This window comes from Pseudomonadota bacterium, assembly GCA_039196715.1.
GTDB lineage: Bacteria > Pseudomonadota > Gammaproteobacteria > CALCKW01 > CALCKW01 > CALCKW01.
This window is the reverse complement of the sequence record JBCCUP010000020.1, coordinates 27,145-49,804: the sequence shown is the minus strand read 5'-3', so window position 1 is coordinate 49,804 and position 22,660 is coordinate 27,145. Positions and strand designations below refer to the sequence as shown.

Genomic DNA, 22,660 nt, shown 5'->3' with positions numbered 1-22,660 from the left:
ACCCCGTGGCAGACAAAACCATCCTGATCGTCGGCACCTACGACACCAAGAACGACGAACTTGACTACATGGCCGAGCGCATCCGCGCACTGGGCGGCGGTGTGATGACCATGGACATCTCCGTGCTTGGCGACCCCGCCACCCCCACGGACATCTCGAAGCACGCTGTGGCCGAGGCCGCGGGCAGCTCGATTCGGGCCGCGATCGACAGCGGCGACGAGAACACCGCGATGCAAATCATGGCGCGTGGTGCGAGCACCCTCGCGCGCGACCACCAGGCGGCCGGGCGCTGCGACGGCGTGGTGGTGCTCGGCGGTACCATGGGCACCGACGCCGCGCTCGACATCTGCAACGCCTTGCCCCTCGGTGTGCCGAAATACGTGGTGTCGACCGTGTCCTTCTCACCGCTGATTCCACCGGAACGCCTGTCGGCAGACGTGCAGATGATCCTCTGGGCCGGCGGTCTGTACGGGCTGAACTCGGTGTGCAAGGCCTCGCTGTCGCAGGCCGCCGGTGCGGTGCTCGGTGCCGCACGGGCGGTGGAACCCCCGGTCGGGGACCGCCCGACCGTGGGCATGACCTCGCTCGGGTCCTCCTGCCTTCGCTACATGAAGCGTCTCAAACCCGCGCTGGAGCAGCGCGGCTTCGAGGTCGCGATCTTCCACGCGACCGGTATGGGCGGCATGGCCTACGAGAGCATCGCCAAACAGGGCGGTTTTGCCTGCGTGATGGACTTCGCCCTGCCCGAAATCGGCAACCTGCTGGCGGGCTCGGTGGTCAATGCCGGCACCGAGCGCATGCTGAACGCCGGACGTGCCGGTATCCCGCAACTCGTCGCACCGGGCTGCCTGGACCTGATCGACTTTGCCGGTTGGCAAAACATCCCCGAGCGCTACCGCGACAGGCCGTTTCATGCCCACAACCGCTTGATCAAATCCAGTGGCCTGAACGCCGACGAGCGGCGTGAGACTGCGCGCGAGCTTGCCAAGCGACTCTCGGTATCCGCCGCGCCCGCGCATGTGATCCTGCCCAACGGCGGCATCGAGGAATGGGACCGTCCCGGCGGAGAGGCGCATGACCCCGAGGCCTTTGCCGCGTTCTGCGACGAGATGCGGACGGTCATGACGGCGCCGATCGGGTTCACCGAACTCGATTGCCACATCAACGACGACGCTTTCGCCGACGCCGCGCTTGCACTGTTCGACGTCTGGGTGGCCGACGGCACCGTCAAGACCACGGTCTGACGGCACAGCTGCCGCCCACGCGCCAGTCGCCACCGAGCCCCGTGCGGCATACCGTGGCGCAACTCACCGAGACCCACTGTGTCAGCGACCGACCGCACACGACAACCGAACCGCCTCGGGCAGAAACGCCCCGGGCAGAACCGCCTCGGCATGCTCTGGATGCTGGCCGCAATGGCCCTGTTCGCGCTCGAGGACGCGGTGATCAAAGCGGTTGCCACCGCGCTGCCTCTCGCGCAGGTGTTGCTGCTCTTCGGGCTCGGCGGTGCCGCCGTCTTCGCGGTGATCGCGCGTCGACAGGGCCTGGCATTGTGCCCACCGGCCGCCTTCACCGGGGTGATGCAGGTGCGTGCGGGCTTCGAAATCGCGGGCCGCTTGTTCTACAGCCTGGCGATCGCGCTGACACCCCTGTCGTCCGCCACCGCGATCCTGCAGGCGACTCCGGTGGTGGTGGTGTTCGGCGCGGCGGTGTTGCTCGGCGAACGGGTCGGTTTGGTGCGTTGGTGCGCCATCGGTGTCGGTCTGCTCGGCGTGCTCTGCATCGTGCGACCCGGGAGCGGGGATTTCAGCGCACTCTCGTTGCTGGCGGTTGTCGGGATGATCGGCTTCGCCGGGCGCGACCTCGCAAGCCGCGCCGCCCCGGCGTCGCTCGGCACGGCGATCCTCGGGCTGTACGGTTTCCTGGCACTCGCGGTCGCAGGCGGCCTCTACGGGTTTTGGGCGCAGGAGCCTGTCGTCTGGCCATCGATCGGGTCTGTGGGGCTGCTCGCCCTTGCAGTCGCCGTCGGGGTTGCCGCTTACAGCAGCCTGATGCGGGCGATGCGCACAGGCGACGTCTCGGCGGTCACGCCGTTTCGCTACAGCCGCCTGTTGTTCGGCCTCGCACTCGGTGTGGTGGTGTTCGGCGAGCGAATTGACCCGGTGATGGCCGTCGGCTGTGCCTTGATCGTATTAGCGGGCCTCGCCACACTGCGAACCGCGCCCGGCCAGCACGGCTGAGCGGATCCCGGTGCAGCCGGGTCCTGTCAGCACGGCGATCTTGCTACGCTAATCCCCGAAGCCCCCCACTTTTTATGAGCCTCCAGCCATGACCGGCGCAGCACCACAGACAGCGCCTCCAGCCCACTACGACGAGACCCGGCACACCGACGGCGGTGTCCGCCGGGAGTGGACCGCGTTACTGTCGCACATCACGGCGTATTCGCCCGACCAGCTCGCCAGCCGCCAGCGCGAGATCGACCGCCAGTTCCGCGCCAACGGGCTCGCCTACGACCCGGCGGCCGGGGGCAACCCGAGCGGTCGTGCGCTGGACACGATACCGATGGTGTTCGACGAGGCCGCGTGGAACGCGCTCGTGCACGGGGTGCAGCAGCGTGCGCGGCTCAAGGCCGCGCTGTTCCGGGACATCTACGGTGCACAGCGGCTGGTGTCGGAGGGGGTGCTGCCAGCCGAGATGCTCTATGCACACCGGGGTTACCTGCGCGATCTCGTCTCGTCGGAGGCTTCCACGCCGGCGATGCTGCCGTTGCCGCTGTTCAGTTGCGACCTTCGCCGCAGCGTGACCGGCGACTGGCTGGCGTTGCGCGAGCGCAGCCAGTACCCAACCGGCCTCGGCTACACGCTGGAGAACCGCATGGTGCTCTCGCGTGTGTTGCCCAGTGCCTTCAAGTCCTACCGCGTGCGGCGGGTGGCTGCGTTTTTCAGGCGCCTGCAGCAGACCGTGGCGGCTCAGGTGAGCAGCAACGCCCAGTGCGTGATGTTGTGCCACGCATCGACGCACCCGGACTACTTCGAATACGCGTGGTTGTCGAAGTACCTCGGCTACGCGATGGTCGAGCCGGCCGACCTCACCGTGCGCGACGGCCTCGTGTTCCTCAAGACCATCACCGGGCTGCAACCGGTCAGGACAGTGCTGCGCTTCATGGACGACGACACCGTCGACCCGCTGGTCGAGGGCAAGGTGGTCGGCGGCGGCGTGCCGGGTCTGGTCGACGCCGCGCGCCGCGGCGGCGTCACGGTCATCAACCCACTCGGCGCCGGCGTGCTCGACAACACCGCGCTCGAGTCGATCCTGCCGGCACTGTGTGAAGCCCTGCTCGGCGAGACGCTGGCAGTCGCCGCGCCGCGCACGCTTTGGCTCGGCGACGCCGCGCAGCGCGCGACCGCGCTGAACGACGCCAGCGGATTCGATTTCTGGTCGATCAATGCACCCGAAGATGTGTTTTCGCCACGCGCGCTGGATGAGGCCGCCTGGCGCGCCCGCGTCGCGGTGCTTGAGAACAACCCTGCCGAGTACGTCGCCCAGGCGCCGCTGGCTGCGTCGTTCGCACCCAGCCTGCTCGGCACAGAGATGGTGTCGCGCGCGCTGACGCTGCGAACCTTTCACATCGCAGACGACGCAGGCGGCTACGAGAGCCTGCCGGGGGGGTGGTGCCTGCTGCACGACAGCCCGACGGTCGAGACCGGCACCGCGCCGGATGTGGCCTGCAAGGACACCTGGGTGCTGGCGGCCGATTTCATCGACGAAGACACCCTGTTGCAGCCGCGCGACAGCGAGCCGGTGCGCGCCGAGACGGGCGACCTGCCCAGCCGCCTGGCGGAGAACGTGTTCTGGCTCGGCCGCTACAGCGAGCGCCTCGACAGCGTGCTGCGTCTGGTGCGCACGACGCTCAACGCCTTGCTCGACGACGACCGGCCGCGCGACATCAGCCTGTCGACACCCGGGATGCAAGGTCTGTTGCGCGCCACCACCGCGGCGACCGGCACCGCGCCGGGCTTTCTCGGCCGTGGCGCAAAGCGCCGCATGGCACAACCGGACCGTGAGCTGCTTTCGCTGCTGCAAGACGCGACGCGGGTCGGCACGCTCGCCAACGCCTTGCAACAGCTGCACAGCAGCGCAACCGCATTGAACGACCGGTTGTCGGGCGAGCAGGTGCGCGTGTTCAACCGCCTGCGCGACACCCAGGGCCTGCTCGACACGCTGGCCTTGCCGGCGGATTTCAGCTCACACGACGAGCACCTGGGCAACACCTTGCACGTGCTCGACGAGTTGCTGCTGTTGACCGCCGCAAGCACTGGACTCGGCCACGAGAACATCACCCACAGCGACGACTGGTTGTTCACCCAGCTCGGTCGCCGAATCGAACGCGCCAACCAGATCGCCGTTACCGTGGCCGCCGCGCTCTCGTCCGACCGCTACAACGCGCGGCTGATGGAAAACCTGTTGCGCCTGTTCGACAGCGTGATGACCTACCGCAGCCGTTACCGCAGCGACCTCGATCTGCGGCGCGTCGTGCAATTGCTGTTGCTCGACGAGATCAACCCGCGCTCACTCGCCTACCAGCTCGCCGCCGCGCACGACGTGATCGAGCGGCTGCCCGAGCGGCGCGCCGTGGCCGGCCACGACGCACTCGGCAAGCTCGCCATCGCCGCGGTCAGCCAGGTGCGGCTGGCCGACCCGAACCGGTTGCTGAGCGACGACCGTGACAACTGGCAGAGCCTGCAGAAGTTCCTCAAGGGCGTGCAGGACCTCACCGAGTCGATGGCGGACGCGATCAACGGCGTCTACTTCAGCCACACCGAGGCCAGCCGTTCGTTCGGCTTGAACCGGCTCCCGATCGGCAACATGGCACGCTCGGCGCTGCCACCGCAGCGCGACGACGCCCGATGAAACTGACCGTTCGGCACCGGACCCTCTACAACTACACGGCGTCGGCGAGCCAGTCGATCAACCAGGTGTGCCTGCTGCCGCGCGACACCCCGCAGCAACGGTGCCTGCAAACCGACCTTGTGGTGAGCCCACGGCCTAACCGCATTGACAGCCGGGTCGACCAGTTCGGCAACACGGTCGCGCTGTTCGACCTGCACACGGCGCACACGGCATGTGACATCGTTGTCGACTCGCTGATCGAAACGGCCGACGCGCTTGACCCGCTGCCGCAATCATCGACCGCCGCAGCCAACGGCGCCACGCTGCAGTCGCGCCGCGACCCCGATGCGCTGATGGCACGCGACTGCCTGTTGCCGTCTCCGTCGATTCCGAAAGACGCAAGCGCGGCACCGATTGTCGAGGAGTTGCCCATCGGCGACGAACCGGTCTTGGCGTATGCCGAACGCCTGATGCAGCACATCTACGGCACCTTCCAGTACACATCGGGCTTCTCGACCGTGTTGACTCCGCTCTCGACCGTGGTCGCCGCACGCAAGGGGGTGTGCCAGGATTTTGCCCACCTCGCCATCGCCGTGCTGCGGACCCAGGGTGTGCCGGCGCGCTACGTCAGTGGCTACCTCGAAACCCTGCCGCCCCCCGGCGTTGAGAAACTGCAGGGCGCCGACGCGTCGCACGCGTGGTTCTCGGTGTTTTCGACCGAATCCGGTTGGTTCGACTTCGATCCAACCAACAACAAACGCCCCGATTCGCAGTACGTCACGGTGGGTTGGGGACGCGACTACAGCGATGTTGTTCCGGTCAAGGGAGTAGTCTATGGTGGCGGTGCGCATACACTGACCGTCGAAGTGGACGTCAACCGTATTGGGCAACCGAGGCTCGTTTCGGAATAAGGGACCCCTGATGCACAGCAGTCGATGGCGTGATTACACCAGTCCCTGTCACGACGAGCTGATGCACCAAAATGGGTCAGCGCGCGACTTCGCCACCGACGTCGCCAGCTGGCTCGACGACCTCGACGACGACGCACTGATCCAACGTCGTGACGCCGCAGAACTTGCCATCCAGCAGATGGGTATCACCTTCACGGTGTACTCCGACAAGGGCAACATCGACCGTGAGTGGCCCTTCGACATCATCCCGCGCATCATCAGTGACCGAGAATGGCGCGCGGTCGAAGCCGGACTGAAACAGCGCATCCGTGCGCTCAATTGCTTCATCCATGACGTCTACAACGAACAGGCAATTTTCAACGACGGCGTGGTGCCGCGCGACCTGATTGAAACGTCTACCAATTTTCGACCTGAATGCCTCGGGCTGACCCCGCCGCACAGCGTGTGGGCGCACATCTGCGGCAGCGATCTGGTGCGCGACAAGGACGGCACGGTCTACGTGCTCGAAGACAACCTGCGCGTGCCGTCGGGCGTGTCCTACATGATCGAGAACCGCGAGATCATGAAACGCACGGTGCCGGAGTTGTTCAGCCGTTGTCGGGTGCGCCCGGTCGACAACTACACCAGCAACCTGCGGCGCATGCTGGCCTCGCTCAGCCCGGTGCCCAACCCGACGCTCTGCGTGCTGACCCCCGGGGTGTTCAACTCGGCCTATTTTGAACACGCGTTTCTCGCCCAGGAGATCGGCGCGGAACTGGTCGAGGGCCGCGACCTCGTGGTGCAGGACGACACCGTCTACATGCGCGACGTCAACGGCCTGATCAAGGTCGACGTGCTCTACCGCCGCGTCGACGACGCCTTCCTCGACCCGAGCTGCTTCAACCCCGATTCGAAGCTCGGCGTGGCCGGCCTCATGGACGCCTGGCGCGCCGGCAACGTGGCGATCGCCAACGCGCCGGGTGCCGGCGTCGCCGACGACAAGGTCGTGTACTCCTACGTGCCGGACATCATCCGTTATTACCTGAACGAGACACCGACGCTCGCCAACGTCCCGACCTACCGGTGCAGCGACCCGGACAGCTTGGCGCATGTGCTGGACAACCTCGACGCGCTGGTGGTCAAGCCCGCCAACGAATCCGGTGGCTACGGCATGCTGATCGGCCCGCACAGCACCGCCGAGCAGCAGGCGGCGATGGCCGACAACATCCGCGCCAACCCGCGCAATTACATCGCCCAGCCGACTCTGTCGATCTCGACCTCGCCGACCCTGTGCGGGGGCGGCGAGGACCCCTTGAGCCTGGCCGCGCGCCACGTCGACCTCCGGCCTTTCGTCTTGCAGGGCGATGACATCACCGTCACCACCGGCGGCTTGACCCGCGTCGCCCTGGTGCCCGGGTCCCTGGTGGTGAACTCCTCGCAGGGCGGCGGCAGCAAGGACACCTGGATCGTCGAGGACGGCGTCGAGGGTGCGCCGTCGTGACGCGACCCGAACCCACCTCGGCACGAGTCTGAGCCCATGCTGTCCCGCGTTGCAGAGAACGTCTACTGGCTGAGTCGCTACCTCGAGCGAATCGAAAACTCCGCGCGGCTGATCAACGTCTACAGCCGCTCGCTGATGGACCTGCCCGACGTGCAGTCGCACGACGGCTGGATGCCGCTGATCTCGATCACTGGCCTCGACGCGCTCTACCTCAAGCACTACGCCGAGGCCAGTGCCCAGGATGTCACCACCTTTCTGGTCGCCGACGAGCGTAACCCGGGCTCGATCATCAACGCGTCGATTGCCATCCGCAACAACCTGCGCAGTGCGCGCGACGTGTTTCCGAAACAGCTCTACCAGCGTATCAGCACCCTGGTGCGCTACGTGCGCAGCGCCTGCGAGCAGGGCGTAACGCTGGCCAACCGCCGCCAGGTCCTCGAGGCGATCGAACGGCAGGTGCTCGAAATCTCGGGGGCTATCCACGGCAGCCTGCGTCACGATCAGGCCTACCGCTTCACCCGCATGGCCTGCTACCTCGAGCGCGCCGACATGACCACCCGGGTGCTCGATGTGCCAAAGAGTGTGACCACACCGGACGGTGACACCGACTTTGCCTCGAACGACCACCGCGACTGGATGGCCGCGCTGCGCTCGGTGTCGGCCATGCAGATGTACCGCCGGCACGTGCGGCAACCGGTCAACGCGACCGGCTGCCTCGACTTCCTGCTCAAGGACGCGCAATTGCCGGCGGCCTGCCTGTTTTGTCTGGTTCGGCTCGACCGCTGTCTCGAGCACTTTCCCAACCACGACGACGCGCGCGCGCTCGTGGCGTCGCTGCACGCGCGCATCGACGCTGTCGACACCGACGCCCTGGCAGCCGACGCCCTAGCACGGCACCGCTTTCTCGACGCGGTCCAGAGTGATCTGCTCGACATCGGCGACGCGATCACGCGAGCCTACTTTCCGCCGGTTCCGGAGACCGCATGAGCATCAAGGTCGCGCTCGACCACACCACGACCTACCGCTACGACAAACCCGTTACGCTCGGTCCCCACATCATCCGGCTGAAGCCCGCCGCGCATTGCCGCACACCGATCCTGAGCTACAGCCTCAACGTGACGCCCGCGGCGCATTTCATCAACTGGCAGCAGGACCCGTTCGGGAACTACCTCGCACGGCTGGTGTTCCCGGAACCCTGCCGTGAGTTGACGGTCACGGTCGACCTCGTTGCCCGTCTCGACGTGATCAACCCCTTCGATTTCTTTGTCGAGGACAGCGCCGAGCAGTTCCCCTTCGACTACGACGCGAGCACGCTGGACGAGGTCGCGCCGTACCGCGATGTCGAGCCTGCCGGGCCCAGATTGCACGCCTGGTTGAAAGCGAATCGCCCGGACCGCCGCAAGGTGATCGACGCGCTGGTCGAAATCAATCAGGCCGTCCAACGCGACATCACGTACAACGTGCGCATGGAGCCCGGCGTACAGTCCTCCGAGGACACCCTGCGCAAGGCGAGTGGGTCCTGCCGCGACAGCAGTTGGCTGCTGGTCGAGATCCTGCGGCACTACGGCATTGCCGCGCGCTTCGTATCAGGCTACCTGGTGCAGCTCACCCCGGACATCAAGGCGATCGACGGCCCGGTGGGTGCAGCAGCGGACTTCACCGACCTGCACGCCTGGGTCGAAGCCTACCTGCCGGGCGCCGGTTGGGTGGGCCTGGACCCGACCTCGGGCCTCTTCGCCGGGGAAGGGCACATCCCGCTGGCGTGCACCCCGCAACCGTCGAGTGCAGCACCGATCTCGGGCGCCGCGAGCGCCGCGGCAGACGACTTTTATTTTCACAACCGGGTGTCCCGTTTTGACGAACGCCCGCGCGTGACCAAGCCCTACACCGACGCCGTCTGGGCCGACGTGCTCGCACTCGGCGAGCGGGTCGACCGCCAGCTCTCGGAGGACGACGTGCGCCTGAGCATGGGCGGCGAGCCGACCTTCGTCTCCACGGAGAACCTCGAGAGCCCCGAGTGGAACGAAGCGGCACTCGGCGAACACAAAACCGAGCGCGCTGCGGCACTGATGGCGCGCCTGCGCACGGCGTTCGCACCGGCGGGTGTCACGGCCTTCGCCCAAGGCAAGTGGTACCCGGGCGAACCGACGCCGCGCTGGGCCATGATCTGCCACTGGCGTCGCGACGGCGAACCGATCTGGCGCGACCCGACGCGGCTCGCACGCCCGGGGCAGGGCGGGGCCACCCCTGCGGATGCCGAGCAGGTGGTGAAAGGCTTGTGCACGCAGCTCGGGCTCGATGCCGGTTGTGCGCGGGCGGTGTATGAAGACCCGCTGCACCACGTGCACCTCGAGTCCCTGTTACCGGTCGAGACCGCACTGCGCGATCTCACGCTCTCGGACCCGGACGCGCGCGCCGAGACGGTGCGGCAGATCGATCGGGGCCTCGACGCGCCGGTTGGCTGGATCCTCCCGCTCGAGCACACCGGCCAGCGCTGGGTGAGCCAACGCTGGCCGTTGCGCCGTGACGAAGTCTTCCTGATTCCGGGTGACTCGCCCGCCGGCATGCGGCTACCGCTCGACTCGCTGCCGCCCGACACCGCCGTCGACCGCGAGGCCCGCCAGGTGCCCGAGGACCCGATCTACTGGGGCGACGCACTGCCCGGCTACAACACGCTCGCACAGCGCCACGACGCCGCTGATGAGGGCGGCACAACCGAGGCCGGCGGTGTGATCCGCACCACGCTGGTTGCCGAAGTGCGCGACGACACGCTGTACGTGTTCCTGCCACCGGTCACGTCCGCCGCGCACTGGCTGGACCTCATGTGCGCGCTGGAACACGCGGTCGCGCGCACCGGCACGCCGTGCGTGATCGAAGGCTATGAGCCGCCACACGACGCCCGTTTGACGTCCTTTCGCATCACGCCCGACCCCGGTGTGATCGAAGTCAACATCCACCCCTCGGTGTCGTTTGACGAGCTGGTCGCGCGTACCGAGACGCTGTACGACGCCGCTGCGCACTGCAAACTCGCTGCCGAAAAGTTCAACGTCGACGGCCGACACACCGGCACAGGCGGTGGCAACCACGTGACCCTCGGTGGCCTGACCCCAGCAGACAGTCCGTTCCTGCGTCGACCGGACCTGCTCGGCAGCGTGATCCGCTACTGGCAGCACCACCCGAGCCTGTCGTACCTGTTCTCGGGCCTGTTCGTCGGTCCGACCAGCCAGGCACCGCGCGCGGACGAAGCACGCAGCGAGACGCTGTACGAGCTTGAGATGGCGCTCGCCCGCCTTCCGCGGGGCGAGAGCGACACGCCGTGGCTGGTCGACCGGCTGTTGCGCAACATGCTGGTGGACCTGACCGGCAACACCCACCGCGCTGAAATCTGCATCGACAAACTGTACGCGCCCAGCGGGCCGACGGGTCGCCTGGGCATCGTCGAGCTGCGTGCCTTCGAGATGCCACCGCACGCGCGAATGAGCGTGGTACAGGCGCTGCTGATCCGCTGCCTGATCAGCCGCTTCTGGAATGCGCCCTACACCGGTGAGCTGGTGCGCTGGGGGACGGAGTTGCACGACAGGTTCATGCTGCCGCACTACCTCTGGCGGGACCTCGAAGACGTCGTTGCCGACCTCAACACCCACGGCTACGCCTTCGACGCGAGCTGGCTCGACGCCTTTTTCGAATTTCGCTTTCCGGTCTACGGCGAGCGCGCAATCGGCGATGTGCAGCTGCAGCTGCGCGCGGCCATCGAGCCCTGGCACGTGCTCGGCGAGGAGGCGACCGCCAGCGGCATGTCACGCTACGTCGACTCCTCGGTCGAACGCCTGCAGTTGCGCGTCAGCGGCCTGACCGCGTCGCGCCACATCGTCACCTGCAACGGCTACGAGCTGCCACTGGTCAACACCGGCACACCTGGCGAATACGTCGTGGGTGTGCGCTACCGGGCCTGGCAGCCGCCATTCTGCCTGCACCCGGACCTGCCGGTGGATGTGCCGCTGGTATTCGACCTGATCGACACCTGGAACGACCGCAGCCTCGGCGGCTGCGCCTACCACGTGAGCGACCCGGGCGGGCGAAACTTCGAGGACAAGCCGGTCAACGCGAACGTGGCCGAAACGCGGCGATTGACCCGTTTCGACGCCGATATGCACACCCCGGCCCCGGCGTTCCAGCATGCGCGCGCCGACGCCGGTTCCCGCTTCCAGAGCACCGAGCCGAGCCGCGCACACCGCAGCCGGGTGATCCGGCAAAACACCGACTACCCCTGCACCGCCGACCTGCGGCGGGTGCGGTCGATCTGAGAGCAGGCTCGGCCGTGACCCACGACAGCCCGCGCGAGCTCACCGAGGTGTTGAACTGGCGCCGCGTCTCGGCGCAGATCTCCACCTCCGGCCAACCGACCGAAAGCCAACTGGCCGACCTCGCGGCGGGCGGTGTCAGCCACGTCGTCAACCTCGGCCCGCACGACAACGACGGCGCGCTCGAGGACGAGGCCGGCAGTGTGGCAGCGCTGGGGATGACCTACGTCTACCTGCCGGTCGACTTCCAAGACCCGCGCGACGCCGATTTCGACGCCTTCTGCGACACACTCGCGCGGTTGGACGGCGAGCGCATTCACGTCCATTGCCTCTACAACGCACGGGTCTCGGCGTTCTTCTACCGACACGCCCGGGAGTGCCGGGGCGACACCATCGGTGAAACGGTGGACACCGCCTTCGCGCGCATGGACGGTATCTGGCGCCCGGGTGGTGTCTGGGCCCGCTTCATCGGCGACGACAGCGCGCTCGACACCCCCAACCGGTTCAAGGGTTACGAGTACTGAACCCGCGTTGCGCGCGACGAACCTCACGTCAGCTCGCTGCGTATCAATGCCCGTCAGGCGCAGGCCCGCAACAGGCCGCAGTCGCGCCCGTCGGCCCGGCAACCTGAATCGCGGGACAGGCGACGGTGCAGCAGGATCAACGCGTGCAACCGTTGTCGGGCAGGGGGATCAGCACCGTGCCACAGCCAGCACACTCAGTGAAAAACGGGCAGGCGTTGGTCGGCACGGTCTCGTCTGCCCGGTGTCCGCAGTCCGGGCACCGCAGCGTGGACAGCGTGAGGGGAGCGGGATCGCTCCTCGTCGGACGCACCTCGGTGATCCGTGCCACAGCGCACACGGCTTTGCGTGCCACGGGTTGGGCCTTTGGCGTCAAGCTTAACTAAACTGTATAGTAAAGTTTTGAACGGAGCGCAGACCGTGCTGCAGGAACGCGTCGAGGGAAAATGGCTGGCGTCGTTTCGACGCGTGTTTACGCTGAACGGCATCGTGCAGGGCACCACCGTGGCACTGGTGTCCGAAACGCAGTCGCGGCCGGTGCTGGTGCACCTCGCCGAGCTGGCGCTCTGTGACCTTGGCGCCAACTTCTGCATGCTCTGCATGCCGACGCCCGAGCAAACCGCACCGGTGCCGGTCAAAGGCACCGGCACCTCGCTCGCGATTGCCCACAACCGCGCTGCCATCGAGGCGATGAAACAGTGTGAGGTGGTGGTCGATTGCACCGTCGAGGGCATGATCCACTCGCCCGAGTGGCCCGAAGTCGAGGCAGCCGGTGCGCGCATCCTGGTCGTGACCAACGAGCACCCCGAAATCCTCGAGCGCACCGAGCCGCGCGCCGAGCTCGGCCCGAAGGTCGCGCTGGGTGTCGAGATGCTGAAGGCCGCGTCGGAGATGCGTGTCACCTCCGCCGCCGGCACCGACCTCCTCATCGACGTCCGCGGCGCGCCCTGTGGTGGCACCCCCGGTTTCGGCACCACGCCCGGGCATGTCGCGCACTGGCCAGGCGGCCTGTGCCTGGCCTTTCCCGGACCGGGCACCGTCAACGGCCGGATCGTCATGGACGTTGGCGACATGAACCTCACCTTCAAGACCTACCTCGCCAGCCCGATCGACATCACGATTGAAGACGACTTTGTCACCGGCATCCGCGGCGACGGCCTCGATGCAAAGCTGTTCCGCGAGTACATGGCCGCCTGGGATGACCCCAAAGCCTACGGCCTCTCGCACGTCGGCTGGGGCATGAACCCGCACGCGCGCTGGGTGTCTGGTGCGTTGTACGACAAGCGCGACATGCAGGCCGTGGAGTTCCGCGCCTGGGCCGGCAACTTCCTCTGGTCAACCGGCGCAAACCAGTACGCCGACCGTTTCACCGAGGGGCACTTCGACCTGCCGATGCGCGGTTGTACGATCACTCTCGACGGCACCGCCGTGGTGGTCGACGGCGCCCTTCAGGGAGAGCTCGCGTGAGCCAGATCGGGGACTACTACGACCTGTCACGCGTTCGGCCCGACGTGCAAACCGTGCTCGAGCGCATCAACACCCTCGGCGCGGAGCGCTTCGCGCCGCGCGCCAAGGCGATCGACGACGACGCGAGCTTCCCGGTCGACAACTACCGTGACCTCGCGGCCGAGGGCCTGCTGACGCTCACGGTGCCGGAGGCCTTCGGCGGCCACGGCTTCAGCCTCGGTGAGTACGCCATGGTCGGTGCGGAGATCGGCAAGTACTGCGGCGCAACCGCCCTGACTTTCAACATGCACAACTCGTCGATGATGTGGTCGCGGTTCATGTACGAGATGCCGCACCTGACGGACGCCGAACGTGCGGCTTTTGCGCCCTTGCGCGAACGGCAGTTTAGGCGTGCCGTGGAGGAGCAGGGCATCTACTCGCAACCCATCTCCGAGGCCGGGCAGAACTGGACCTCCAAACCCGCGCAAACCCGCTGCGAGAAGGTCGAGGGCGGGTGGCGCATCAACGGTTTCAAGAAGTTCGCAAGCCTCGCGGGCCACTGCGACTACTACTCGATCGTGTGCACCGAGCACGTCGAGGGCGTCGAACCCCGGCACGAGGACACCATGATCTTCGTCGTGCCCAAGGACGCGCCCGGTCTGTCGGTGCAGGGCGACTGGGATCCGCTCGGCATGCGCGGCACCCACAGCCGCGACCTCGTGCTCAAAGACGTGTTCGTCAGCGAAGACGACCTGATGATGCCGCGCGGCATCTTCATCAAGACACTGCCACACTGGCCGCACGTGATGGCCACGCTCTCGCCCACTTACATGGGGGTGGCCCAGGCGGCGTTCGATTTAACCGTCGCCTACCTGCGTGGCGAGGTACCGGGGCAGCCACCGGCCGACCGCCGCCTGTACGCCACCAAGCGCCAGGCCGTGGCCCAGATGTACGCCCGTTTGTCGAGTGTGCGCGCGCTCTGGTGGCAGGCGTTCATGGAGGCTCGGGGCTTTCCGTCGAAAGCGCAGGTCCTGCGCATGTACGCGGCCCAGTACAACGTCATGGAGGGCGTGCAGGAGATCGCCGCGATGGCGATCCGCACCTGTGGCGGCCAGGCGATGTTGAAGTCGTTGCCGCTCGAGCGCATCTACCGCGACAGCCGGTGCGGCGCGCTCATGCTGCCGTACACCTCGGAGATCATGGAAGACTACCTGTCGGTGCTGACGCTCTACGACCTGGACGAGCTCGACACCGCACCGGGCGACCCGGACACCAGCCGCAATTCATTGTGGCGCGGCCACGCCGATGTGCTGCTGCCCCCGTCGGTGGCTTGAGCCGTGGCACGCCAACGGGTGGAGGTGGTGGGACAGAGTGCCCTCGACGCCGACCGCGTCTGGCGCACGGCGCGCCAGTTCGTGTCCGACTGGCACCCGGCTATCCGAACCGTCCGGGCCGAGCAGGGCGGCACGGTGCGCGCCTTTCACGTGCACGGCGACGACAGCCTCTACCGCGAACGCCTGAGCGGGTTCAGCGACACCGACCGCTGCCTCCGTTACCGGCTGTTGGCCGGTGTCGAGGGCCTCGAGGCCTACCGCGCCAGTCTCCGCGTCACACCGCTGACAGAGGGCGGCTGCCGCGTGGTGTGGCGCGCCGAGATCGACGCCCGCCCGGATCGGGTCGAGGCCATCGCGGCCGGCACGCGCGCAGTCTTCGAGGCCGGCGTAGCAGTGTTGGTGGCAGCGCCTGACACGCCGGCGCCTGTGCAGACTGGCGCGACTCTCCCACCGCCAACGACCCGCACGGTGCACATCGACGGATCGCCCCGATTGGCGGTGACGGTCAACGACACCGACAGCGACACGCTGTGCCTTTTTCTGCACGGCATCGGCGGCCAACGGCACAACTGGCAGCCGCAACTGCTGTCGCCGCTGCCGGCCCGCTGCGCCGCCCTCGACCTGCGCGGGTACGGCGAGAGTGCCCTCGGTGAGGCGCAGAGCACGGTCGATGACCACTGCGAGGACATCGCGCGCGTGCACGCGGCGCTCGGTGGCACGCGCCTCGTGCTCTGCGGATTGTCCTACGGTGCCTGGCTCGCCGCGAGCTTTGCCCACCGACACCCGGAGGCGCTCGCGGGCCTCGTGCTCTCGGGCGGGTGCACGGGCCTGTCCGAGGCCGACGCCGACGAACGTGGCCGTTTTCTCAGCGCCCGCCAGGCCCCGCTCGACGCGGGCCGCACGCCCGCCGACTTCGCCGGCGAGGTCGTCGACCTGATTGCCGGTCCGCACGCCAGCACGGCCACACGGCGCGCGCTGCACGATTCCATGGCGGCGATTTCGGTGGCGTGCTACCGCGACGCGATCACCTGCTTTGCCAATCCGCCCGAGCGCTTCGATTTCGCGCCGCTCAACCTGCCGGTGTTGCTGATGACCGGCGAACACGACCGGCTCGCGCCGCCTGACGAGCTGCGCGGTGTGGCTGACCGCATCGAGCGGGCCGCCGCGCACGCCAGCGTGCGCTTCGAGGTGGTGCCGGGCGCGGGCCATGTCTGCAATCTCGAACAGCCGGATGATTACACCGCACAGCTTCGGGACTTCCTCGGCGGCATCGCGTCGGCATGAGCGTGTCGCGACGCGAGCAGAACCGACAAGCCAAGGCCGGGCGCATCCTCGACGCCGCCCTGCAGGTGTTCGCCGATCAGGGCTACGACGGCGCCAGCATGGATGCCATTGCGCGTGAGGCCGGTGTCTCCAAACCGACGCTCTACCAGTACTTTGGCAACAAGCAGGCGCTGTTCACCGCGATGCTCGACACCGAGCGCGAGGGCATGCTTGCACCGCTGAGCCAGGTCGAGGGGCGCGACACGGTGACCGTGCTGCACGCCTTCGCCTGGCGCTACGCCAAGGCCGTGTTGCGGCCGGACATGCTGTCGCTCGCACGCTTGATCATCGGCGAAGCGGCACGGCAACCCGGCATCGGCGCACTCTTCCAGTCGGTCGGCCCGGACACGGTGCGCGCCGGCCTGGTCGACTACCTGCAGGCGCAACGCGACGCCGGCGCCTTGGTGTTCGACGACGCCGAGCTGGCCGCCGAAGACCTCTGGGGCCTGATCCTGTCCGCACCGCGTACCCAGGCGCTCTACCGACCGGAGGTGCGCCTCACGGAGCGCGCGCTCGCCCGCTATATCCACAACGGCTTGCGGGTGTTCCTGACGGCCTACGCACGCGAGCCGAAACCCGCGCTGGACACCCTGACCAGGCTGATCGACGCCGGTCCGGCGCGCCGGCGACCCGCACGATGACCCGATGCACACGCGCCAGTGTGGTGTGTATCTCGGCGATCGCTGCGCTCTGGCTCAACAACACCAGCGTGTTCACCACCGTCGACACCGAGGCACCTCTGCGGCTGATCGCGCACCGGGGCGTGCACCACGTGTACACCGGCACGCAACGCGGCAACGACACCTGCCGTGCAAGCCAGGTCGAACCCATCACCCACGGCTACATCGAGAACACGGTACCGTCGATGGAGGCCGCGTTTGCGGCCGGTGCGGCGGTGGTCGAGGTCGATGTGCACCTCACCGTGGACGGGGTGTTTGCGGTTTTCCACGACTGGACGCTCGACTGCCAGACCGACGGCCACGGCGTGACCCGTTCACACCGCTTCGACGCGCTCGCACGGCTCGACCTCGGCTTCCGGATCACCGCAGACGGCGAGACCTTTCCGCTGCGCGGGCAGGGCGTCGGGCTGATGCCACGGCTCGACGACGTGCTCGCGCGGTTCCCGGGGCGGATCCTGATCAACCTCAAGAGCCGCGACGCGCGCGAAGGCAGGGAGCTCGCGAAACGCCTCAACGCGCTCGACGGCGCAGCCACGGCGTTTGCGGTGTACGGCGGCGGGCCACCCGTGAATGCAACATTGGCTTTAGTGCCAGGCTTGCGCGGATTTGACAAGCGGGTGCTCGTACGCTGCTGGGGCCTGTACGCGCTGGTCGGCTGGAGCGGCTGGGTGCCACCGGCGTGCCGCGACCGTCTGCTGGCCATTCCACTCGACATGGCGCCGATGCTGTGGGGGTGGCCACACCGGCTCACGGCCCGTCTGCGCCGCGCCGGCAGCGAGCTGATCCTCTGGGGTCCGTACGACGGCTCGGGCTTTTCAAGCGGTATCGACGACAGGGCAACCCTGGACAGGGTGCCGACGGGCTTTGGCGGCTTCGTCTGGACCAACACAATCGAGCGCATCGGGCCCGCCCGGGCCACAGGTGCAACTGAGCCCCCCACTTGATTTGCCAACGCAACGGCCTACCATGGCACCGAGCGCGCACCCGATCGGGCGCCGCTCGGGTCACCAGACGGAGCATGCACCGTGAGCGTATCGGCACCAGTTGACCAGGGCACGTCGTTCCCGCCACTCGCCACCGTGCGGGCGACACTCCGACCGCGCTGGTACCGCAGCCCGATCGACCCGGCGCGTTTGCGGGCGCTGTCGAGACGCAGCGACCGGCAGGGCTGGTGGCAGGCGGGCGGGCATGCCAGCCTCTTTGCCACCACCGCCGCGTTGACACTGGCGTGCTGGGCCGCCGAACTGTGGTGGGCCATGCTGGTGGCACTCTGGTGCCATGGCTTCGTCGCGAGTTTCTTCTCCGGCACAGCGCCGCACGAACTCGGCCACGGTACGGTGTTCCGGTCCCGCCGCTTGAACCGGGTCTTCCTCTACGTGTTCAGTGCGATCAGTTGGTGGGACCCGTTCGACTACGCGGCCAGCCACACCTACCACCACCGTTACACCACACACCCCGAAGCCGACCGCGAGAACCGCCTGCCCATCACGCCGAGCCTGCGGCCCGGTCTGGTCGTCCAGCTGCTCACCGTGAACCTCTTCTCCCGACCCGGGCGCAATTTCAGCAAGGGCGGCTTTTTCAGTGCGGTGCGCCTGACGGTTCGCGCCGCGTTCGACCGCCCGGTGCGCGCCGAGGAGGCTCCGAGTCAGGAGTGGCTCGCGGCCCTGCACGCCGACCAGCCCGATCTGCGCCGTCAATCGGTGCTGTGGTCCCGCACACTGCTCGCGCTTCACGGCGGGGTGCTGGTGGTCTCGGTGCTCAGCGGCGCCTGGATCGTGCCGCTGTTGCTGACCACTGCGGCGTTCACCGCCAACATCGGCAGTTACCTCGTCGGTGTGACCCAGCACTGCGGCCTTGTGGAGAATAGCACCGACTTTCGCAAGAACACACGGTCGATCCGCATCAACCCGGTGCTTGCGTTCCTCTACTGGCACATGAACTGGCACACCGAGCACCACATGTACGCCAATGTGCCGTGCTACAACCTGCCCGCGCTGGCGCGCGAGCTCGCCCCGGACATGCCCGAACCGCGCAGCCTGACCGGCGCCTGGCGGGAAATGCGCGAGACCTGGCGACGCCAACAGACCGATCCGAACTACAGCTACGACACCCCGATTCCACCGCCACACGACGCGGACACGGCCGGCACCGAGAGTGACGCCTTTGCTTCACTGGGCGACCTGGCACCTCACGGGTTGCGCTCGACACCACACAACTGACCCGGGGCACCCTACGATGTTGCAGTTCGACGCGAAAACCACCGAACTCCTCGAAATTGCCTACCAGGGCGCGGATGTCAGTCGCCGCCGACGCATGGCTTTCGACGCGATGCACTTGTCAGTGGGCGACACGGTGGTTGACGTCGGCTGTGGAAACGGGCTACTCACCGAGGAGATCGCCAGGGCGGTGGGCGAGCAGGGGCGCGTAGTCGGTGTTGACCCAAGCGACGCCATGCGGGCGCATGCCGTGGACCGGTGCAGCCATCACACCACCGTGTCCATCGTTGCCGGATCAGCAGACGCGTTGCCGCTGGACGATCAGGATGCGGACACGGTGGTTGCTGTCCAGGTGCTGGAGTACCTGACACGGATTGAATCCGCCGTGCGCGAAGCCTATCGCATCTTGCGACCGGGTGGCCGTTTCGTCGCTGTCGACACCGGCTGCAACACCCTCGACTGGTACAGCGAGGACACCGCGCGGATGCGACGCATTCAATTGGCGTGGGAACACCACTACGCCGAGGCAAACGTCGCCGCACAGTGGTCCGAGTGGGTCCGCTCCGCGGGCTTCAAGGCCGTGTCCATCGAGCCCTTCACCTACTGCGATGTGACCCTGCGGCCCGACGGCATTGCGTTCATGCTGATGCACCTGATGTCGCGCTATGCACTGGAAAACGGACACGTCTCCGACGCTGAAGCACAGGCCTGGTTCGACGAACAGGTGGATCTCGCACGCCGTGGCCGTTTTTTCTTCTCCCTGAGCTACTACTGCATGAGCGCAATCAAATGCTGAGACGGCAGCGCTGTGCACAGGCCGACCGTCAGCCCGTTGAGCCTCATTGTGGGTTGTGAAAACACGCGCGATCGAACGCAATCGGCAAGCTCAGCGGTCCGGTGTTGCCACTGTCGGGTAGCCACCGCGCCGGGCCTGCGAGGCGCGGCGCATGAAGCCGTTGTGACAGGCAGGTGAGAGCCACCATCATGTCACTCCGGGCCACCGGCGAGCCGATGCAGTGGTGCTTGCCGCCGCCGAACGCAAAGTGTGGTTTACGCGTGGCCGTGATGTCGAACCCCGCCTCGAAATACGCCGGGTCGGTGCCCGAGGCCGCAGCGAAGAGGTGTACCGTGGTGCCGGCCGCTATCGCGAGGTCCCGGTAGCGGAAATCCACCGTCGCCTCCCGACTCACCCAGGTGGTGGTGGGCCGCACGCGCATCACCTCGTCGACGGCGGCGCGCGCGAGTTCAGGTCGGCTGCCGAGCAGCGCCCACTGGTCTGGGTGCTCGAGGAAGCAGGCGAGCGCCAGACCGATCTGGCCACGGGTCGTGTCGATCCCGCCGAAAATCGAGATCACAATCAGGTCGAGGACTTCCTGCTCACTGAGCGAACCGTGTGCGTCGTGCGCGGTGATCAGGCTGCCAACGAAATCGTCAGCCGGTACCCGCCGCCGTTCAGCGACCAGTTCGCCTGCGATGGCCATGAGCGCGTTCAGCGCAGCGTCCGAGCGGGCCTCGTCGTGTTTGTAGTTCACGCTCAGGGCGTAGCCCATGTCGATTGCGTGGTCAGCGACATCGCGCCACTGCGCGGTGTCGATGCCGATCAGCTCACAAACAATCTGACTGGCGTAGGGTTCGGCAAAGTCAGCCATGAACTCGCACCGGCCGCGGTCGACAATGTCATCGATGAGCGTGGTGGCCAGGCGCTCGAATCGGGGCCGCAGCGCCGTGACCTGACGCGGCGCGAACGCGGGTTGCGCGAGCCGACGCAGGCGGGCGTGGTCTTCACCTTCCTTGTTCAGCATGCTGCGTTTCCACCAGCGCGCCCAGTCGCCTTCGGCCTGGTTGTGGTCCGGCCATTGACCGGACCCCTGCCGCAGAGCAGGGTGTCTGACGAGTTCCTTGACCGCGTCGTATTGCAACACCGCAAGACCGTAGGGTGTGGTCGCGTACCAGCTTTGCTCACGCGCTGCGCGCACCGCGTCCGAGCGCATGGAGAAGTCCGGGCGCGTCGGGTCGAGAAACGGCACCGGCGGCGTGGCAGACGCGCTCACACGCTCACCTGCGGCAGTGCGCCACGCACGGCGAGCGGGTTGTGGCCATAGTGCTTGCGGAAGGCGCGGGACAGCGCTTCGGTGGAGGCGTAGCCGTACCGGCCCGCCACCGTCTGCACCCGATCGCCCCGTTCGATGTCCTGACGGGCGAGTACCATGCGCCAGTGACGCAAGTAACTCATCGGCGATTGGCCGACGAGTTCGACGAAGCGCGTGGCAAAGCGGCTGGTGGACAAGCCCGCCTCGGCAGCGAGGTCATCGATACGCCACGCGTGCCCGGGACGTTCATGGATCGCGACAATGGCATGGCAGAGCCGGGGGTCCGCCAGGCCCGCGAGCAACCCGGTGTCGGTGCTGCCAGCGGACAGCAGTGCGCGCAGCAGCCGCACCAGCAGCACCTCGCCCAGGCGGTTGACGACCGAGCCGGCACCGCAGCGTCCCTCTCGGCTCTCGGTCACCAACAAGTTGACCAGGCTTTGCATTTCGGTGTCCGCATCGATCGGCAGCTCGATCAACGGTGGCAGGGCACGCGTCAACGGGTTGCCCGCGCCGCCGAGCGAGGCGCGCGCGGAAAACACCGTTCGCGCACCCTCGCACAACGCCGTCCGACTGGCGGAAACGGCGTCGCCCGACGGGGCGAACAGCACGCGCAAGCGCACCGGCCCATACCGGTGCTCGACGACGACGAGGTTGGCCTCAGGGCACGGTGTGGGCTGCACATCGAGCGCAAAGCGCGACACCAGTGCAGAGAGGCGGTCCGGTCTGTCCATGCAGAATTCGATTGTTTTGATCAATTATTCAGTAATTTCTTGATCATAATCTCTGATAGTGTTCGCATCAAGCTTTCAATCGGAGACCCCAGGATGCTCATTCCCCGTCAGAAAACACCGGAACTTGCTGTCGACACCTTGTCGCACGGCGCCTTCAACCTCAGCGACGAAACCAGCGAACGCGGCACGGTCGTGTGTTTCTACCGCGGCCTTCACTGTCCGATCTGCGCGAAGTACCTGACCGAACTCGAAAAGAAGGTCGACGATTTCGCCGAGCGCGGTGTCGGCGTGATCGCCGTGAGCTCGGACAGCGAAGAGCGCGCCCAGGCGATGGCAGACAACATCAACGCCAGCAAGATGCGCATCGGCTACGGCCTGTCACTGGAGAAGGCGCGCGAGTGGGGCCTCTACATCTCGACGTCGCGCGGCAAGACCTCCATCGGCATCGAGGAGCCGGCCCTGTTTTCGGAGCCTGGCCTGTTCCTCGTCAGCCCGGATCGCGCCTTGTATTACGGATCGGTGCAAACCATGCCGTTCGTGCGCCCCCACTTCTCCGAGTTGGTCGGAGCACTGGACTTCGCCATTCCGAACAACTACCCGGCACGCGGTGAGTACACCGGCCCGGTGTAGCTTTCGACGCCGAGCGGCGCGAACGGACGCCCGGTCCGTTCGCGCCCGGCCCGTGCGACGGCCCACGTGGACGTCGGACTGCGCGTCCCGGGCAGCATGACGCGGGC

General features: G+C 67.1%; 19 protein-coding genes. 16 read left to right on the top strand and 3 right to left on the bottom strand.

Annotated elements, in window-relative coordinates; translation table 11 throughout:
• Nucleotides 1–5 precede the first annotated feature (5 nt).
• The 8 genes from AAGA11_09375 (at nt 6) to AAGA11_09340 (ending at nt 12,106) form a co-directional block, all read left to right on the top strand.
• Entirely contained in the window at nt 6–1,244 is a 1,239-nt protein-coding gene (locus AAGA11_09375; protein ID MEM9603061.1) for a Tm-1-like ATP-binding domain-containing protein, read from the top strand.
• Nucleotides 1,245–1,322: 78 nt separating this feature from the next.
• Complete coding sequence (locus AAGA11_09370) at nt 1,323–2,240, top strand: DMT family transporter (GenBank protein ID MEM9603060.1); 918 nt, start codon at nt 1,323–1,325, stop codon at nt 2,238–2,240.
• A gap of 88 nt (nt 2,241–2,328) precedes the next feature.
• Nucleotides 2,329–4,911 (top strand): circularly permuted type 2 ATP-grasp protein, encoded by a 2,583-nt coding sequence (locus tag AAGA11_09365; GenBank protein MEM9603059.1) that lies wholly within the window; start codon nt 2,329–2,331, stop codon nt 4,909–4,911.
• Nucleotides 4,908–5,801: a transglutaminase family protein gene (locus tag AAGA11_09360; GenBank protein MEM9603058.1), complete on the top strand. Its 894-nt coding sequence runs from the start codon at nt 4,908–4,910 to the stop codon at nt 5,799–5,801. The genes AAGA11_09365 and AAGA11_09360 overlap by 4 nt, the downstream gene beginning before the upstream one ends.
• Nucleotides 5,802–5,862: 61 nt before the next feature.
• A complete protein-coding gene (locus tag AAGA11_09355) occupies nt 5,863–7,281 on the top strand; it encodes a circularly permuted type 2 ATP-grasp protein (protein MEM9603057.1) in 1,419 nt (472 codons plus the stop codon).
• 36 nt (nt 7,282–7,317) lie between these two features.
• On the top strand, nt 7,318–8,268 hold the full coding sequence (locus tag AAGA11_09350) for an alpha-E domain-containing protein (GenBank protein ID MEM9603056.1): 951 nt from the start codon (nt 7,318–7,320) through the stop codon (nt 8,266–8,268).
• Nucleotides 8,265–11,585, top strand: a complete 3,321-nt coding sequence (locus AAGA11_09345) for a transglutaminase family protein (protein ID MEM9603055.1) — start codon at nt 8,265–8,267, stop codon at nt 11,583–11,585. Before AAGA11_09350 ends, AAGA11_09345 begins: the two co-directional genes overlap by 4 nt.
• 14 nt (nt 11,586–11,599) lie before the next feature.
• The gene (locus tag AAGA11_09340; protein ID MEM9603054.1) at nt 11,600–12,106 is read left to right on the top strand and encodes a protein tyrosine phosphatase family protein; all 507 of its coding nucleotides are present in this window, start codon (nt 11,600–11,602) and stop codon (nt 12,104–12,106) included.
• Between the two features lie 136 nt (nt 12,107–12,242).
• Here the strand turns inward: AAGA11_09340 and AAGA11_09335 are convergent, their stop codons facing one another.
• Nucleotides 12,243–12,380 carry a GDCCVxC domain-containing (seleno)protein gene (locus AAGA11_09335; GenBank protein ID MEM9603053.1) on the bottom strand — a complete coding sequence of 46 codons (138 nt, stop codon included), beginning with the start codon at nt 12,378–12,380 and terminating at the stop codon, nt 12,243–12,245.
• 143 nt (nt 12,381–12,523) lie between these two features.
• Between AAGA11_09335 and AAGA11_09330 the strand changes: the two genes are divergently transcribed.
• The 7 genes from AAGA11_09330 (at nt 12,524) to AAGA11_09300 (ending at nt 19,898) form a co-directional block, all read left to right on the top strand.
• Complete coding sequence (locus AAGA11_09330) at nt 12,524–13,570, top strand: peptidase M29 (GenBank protein MEM9603052.1); 1,047 nt, start codon at nt 12,524–12,526, stop codon at nt 13,568–13,570.
• Entirely contained in the window at nt 13,567–14,883 is a 1,317-nt protein-coding gene (locus tag AAGA11_09325; GenBank protein ID MEM9603051.1) for an acyl-CoA dehydrogenase family protein, read from the top strand. The genes AAGA11_09330 and AAGA11_09325 overlap by 4 nt, the downstream gene beginning before the upstream one ends.
• A 3-nt stretch (nt 14,884–14,886) precedes the next feature.
• Nucleotides 14,887–16,167, top strand: a complete 1,281-nt coding sequence (locus AAGA11_09320) for an alpha/beta fold hydrolase (protein ID MEM9603050.1) — start codon at nt 14,887–14,889, stop codon at nt 16,165–16,167.
• Nucleotides 16,164–16,847 (top strand): TetR/AcrR family transcriptional regulator, encoded by a 684-nt coding sequence (locus tag AAGA11_09315; GenBank protein ID MEM9603049.1) that lies wholly within the window; start codon nt 16,164–16,166, stop codon nt 16,845–16,847. Before AAGA11_09320 ends, AAGA11_09315 begins: the two co-directional genes overlap by 4 nt.
• Nucleotides 16,844–17,830, top strand: a complete 987-nt coding sequence (locus tag AAGA11_09310) for a glycerophosphodiester phosphodiesterase family protein (GenBank protein MEM9603048.1) — start codon at nt 16,844–16,846, stop codon at nt 17,828–17,830. The genes AAGA11_09315 and AAGA11_09310 overlap by 4 nt, the downstream gene beginning before the upstream one ends.
• 81 nt (nt 17,831–17,911) lie before the next feature.
• Nucleotides 17,912–19,105, top strand: a complete 1,194-nt coding sequence (locus AAGA11_09305) for a fatty acid desaturase (GenBank protein MEM9603047.1) — start codon at nt 17,912–17,914, stop codon at nt 19,103–19,105.
• 16 nt (nt 19,106–19,121) lie between these two features.
• Complete coding sequence (locus tag AAGA11_09300; protein ID MEM9603046.1) at nt 19,122–19,898, top strand: methyltransferase domain-containing protein; 777 nt, start codon at nt 19,122–19,124, stop codon at nt 19,896–19,898.
• Nucleotides 19,899–19,941: 43 nt separating this feature from the next.
• Here AAGA11_09300 and AAGA11_09295 read toward each other — a convergent pair whose 3' ends face one another.
• Entirely contained in the window at nt 19,942–21,153 is a 1,212-nt protein-coding gene (locus tag AAGA11_09295) for a cytochrome P450 (GenBank protein ID MEM9603045.1), read from the bottom strand.
• On the bottom strand, nt 21,150–21,923 hold the full coding sequence (locus tag AAGA11_09290; protein ID MEM9603044.1) for an AraC family transcriptional regulator: 774 nt from the start codon (nt 21,921–21,923) through the stop codon (nt 21,150–21,152). The genes AAGA11_09295 and AAGA11_09290 overlap by 4 nt, the downstream gene beginning before the upstream one ends.
• 93 nt (nt 21,924–22,016) lie before the next feature.
• Here AAGA11_09290 and AAGA11_09285 point away from each other — a divergent pair, with 93 nt between their 5' ends.
• Complete coding sequence (locus AAGA11_09285) at nt 22,017–22,553, top strand: peroxiredoxin-like family protein (protein ID MEM9603043.1); 537 nt, start codon at nt 22,017–22,019, stop codon at nt 22,551–22,553.
• The last annotated feature ends 107 nt before the right edge of the window (nt 22,554–22,660 follow it).

What these genes read in the sequence shown, in the direction of transcription:
- AAGA11_09365 (MEM9603059.1), top strand. Translation starts at nt 2,329, where the DNA reads ATGACCGGCGCAGCACCACAGACAGCGCCTCCAGCCCACTACGACGAG.
- AAGA11_09360 (MEM9603058.1), top strand. Translation starts at nt 4,908, where the DNA reads ATGAAACTGACCGTTCGGCACCGGACCCTCTACAACTACACGGCGTCG.
- AAGA11_09355 (MEM9603057.1), top strand. Translation starts at nt 5,863, where the DNA reads ATGCACCAAAATGGGTCAGCGCGCGACTTCGCCACCGACGTCGCCAGC.
- AAGA11_09350 (MEM9603056.1), top strand. Translation starts at nt 7,318, where the DNA reads ATGCTGTCCCGCGTTGCAGAGAACGTCTACTGGCTGAGTCGCTACCTC.
- AAGA11_09345 (MEM9603055.1), top strand. Translation starts at nt 8,265, where the DNA reads ATGAGCATCAAGGTCGCGCTCGACCACACCACGACCTACCGCTACGAC.
- AAGA11_09315 (MEM9603049.1), top strand. Translation starts at nt 16,164, where the DNA reads ATGAGCGTGTCGCGACGCGAGCAGAACCGACAAGCCAAGGCCGGGCGC.
- AAGA11_09310 (MEM9603048.1), top strand. Translation starts at nt 16,844, where the DNA reads ATGACCCGATGCACACGCGCCAGTGTGGTGTGTATCTCGGCGATCGCT.
- AAGA11_09300 (MEM9603046.1), top strand. Translation starts at nt 19,122, where the DNA reads ATGTTGCAGTTCGACGCGAAAACCACCGAACTCCTCGAAATTGCCTAC.
- AAGA11_09290 (MEM9603044.1), bottom strand. Translation starts at nt 21,923, where the DNA reads ATGGACAGACCGGACCGCCTCTCTGCACTGGTGTCGCGCTTTGCGCTC.
- AAGA11_09285 (MEM9603043.1), top strand. Translation starts at nt 22,017, where the DNA reads ATGCTCATTCCCCGTCAGAAAACACCGGAACTTGCTGTCGACACCTTG.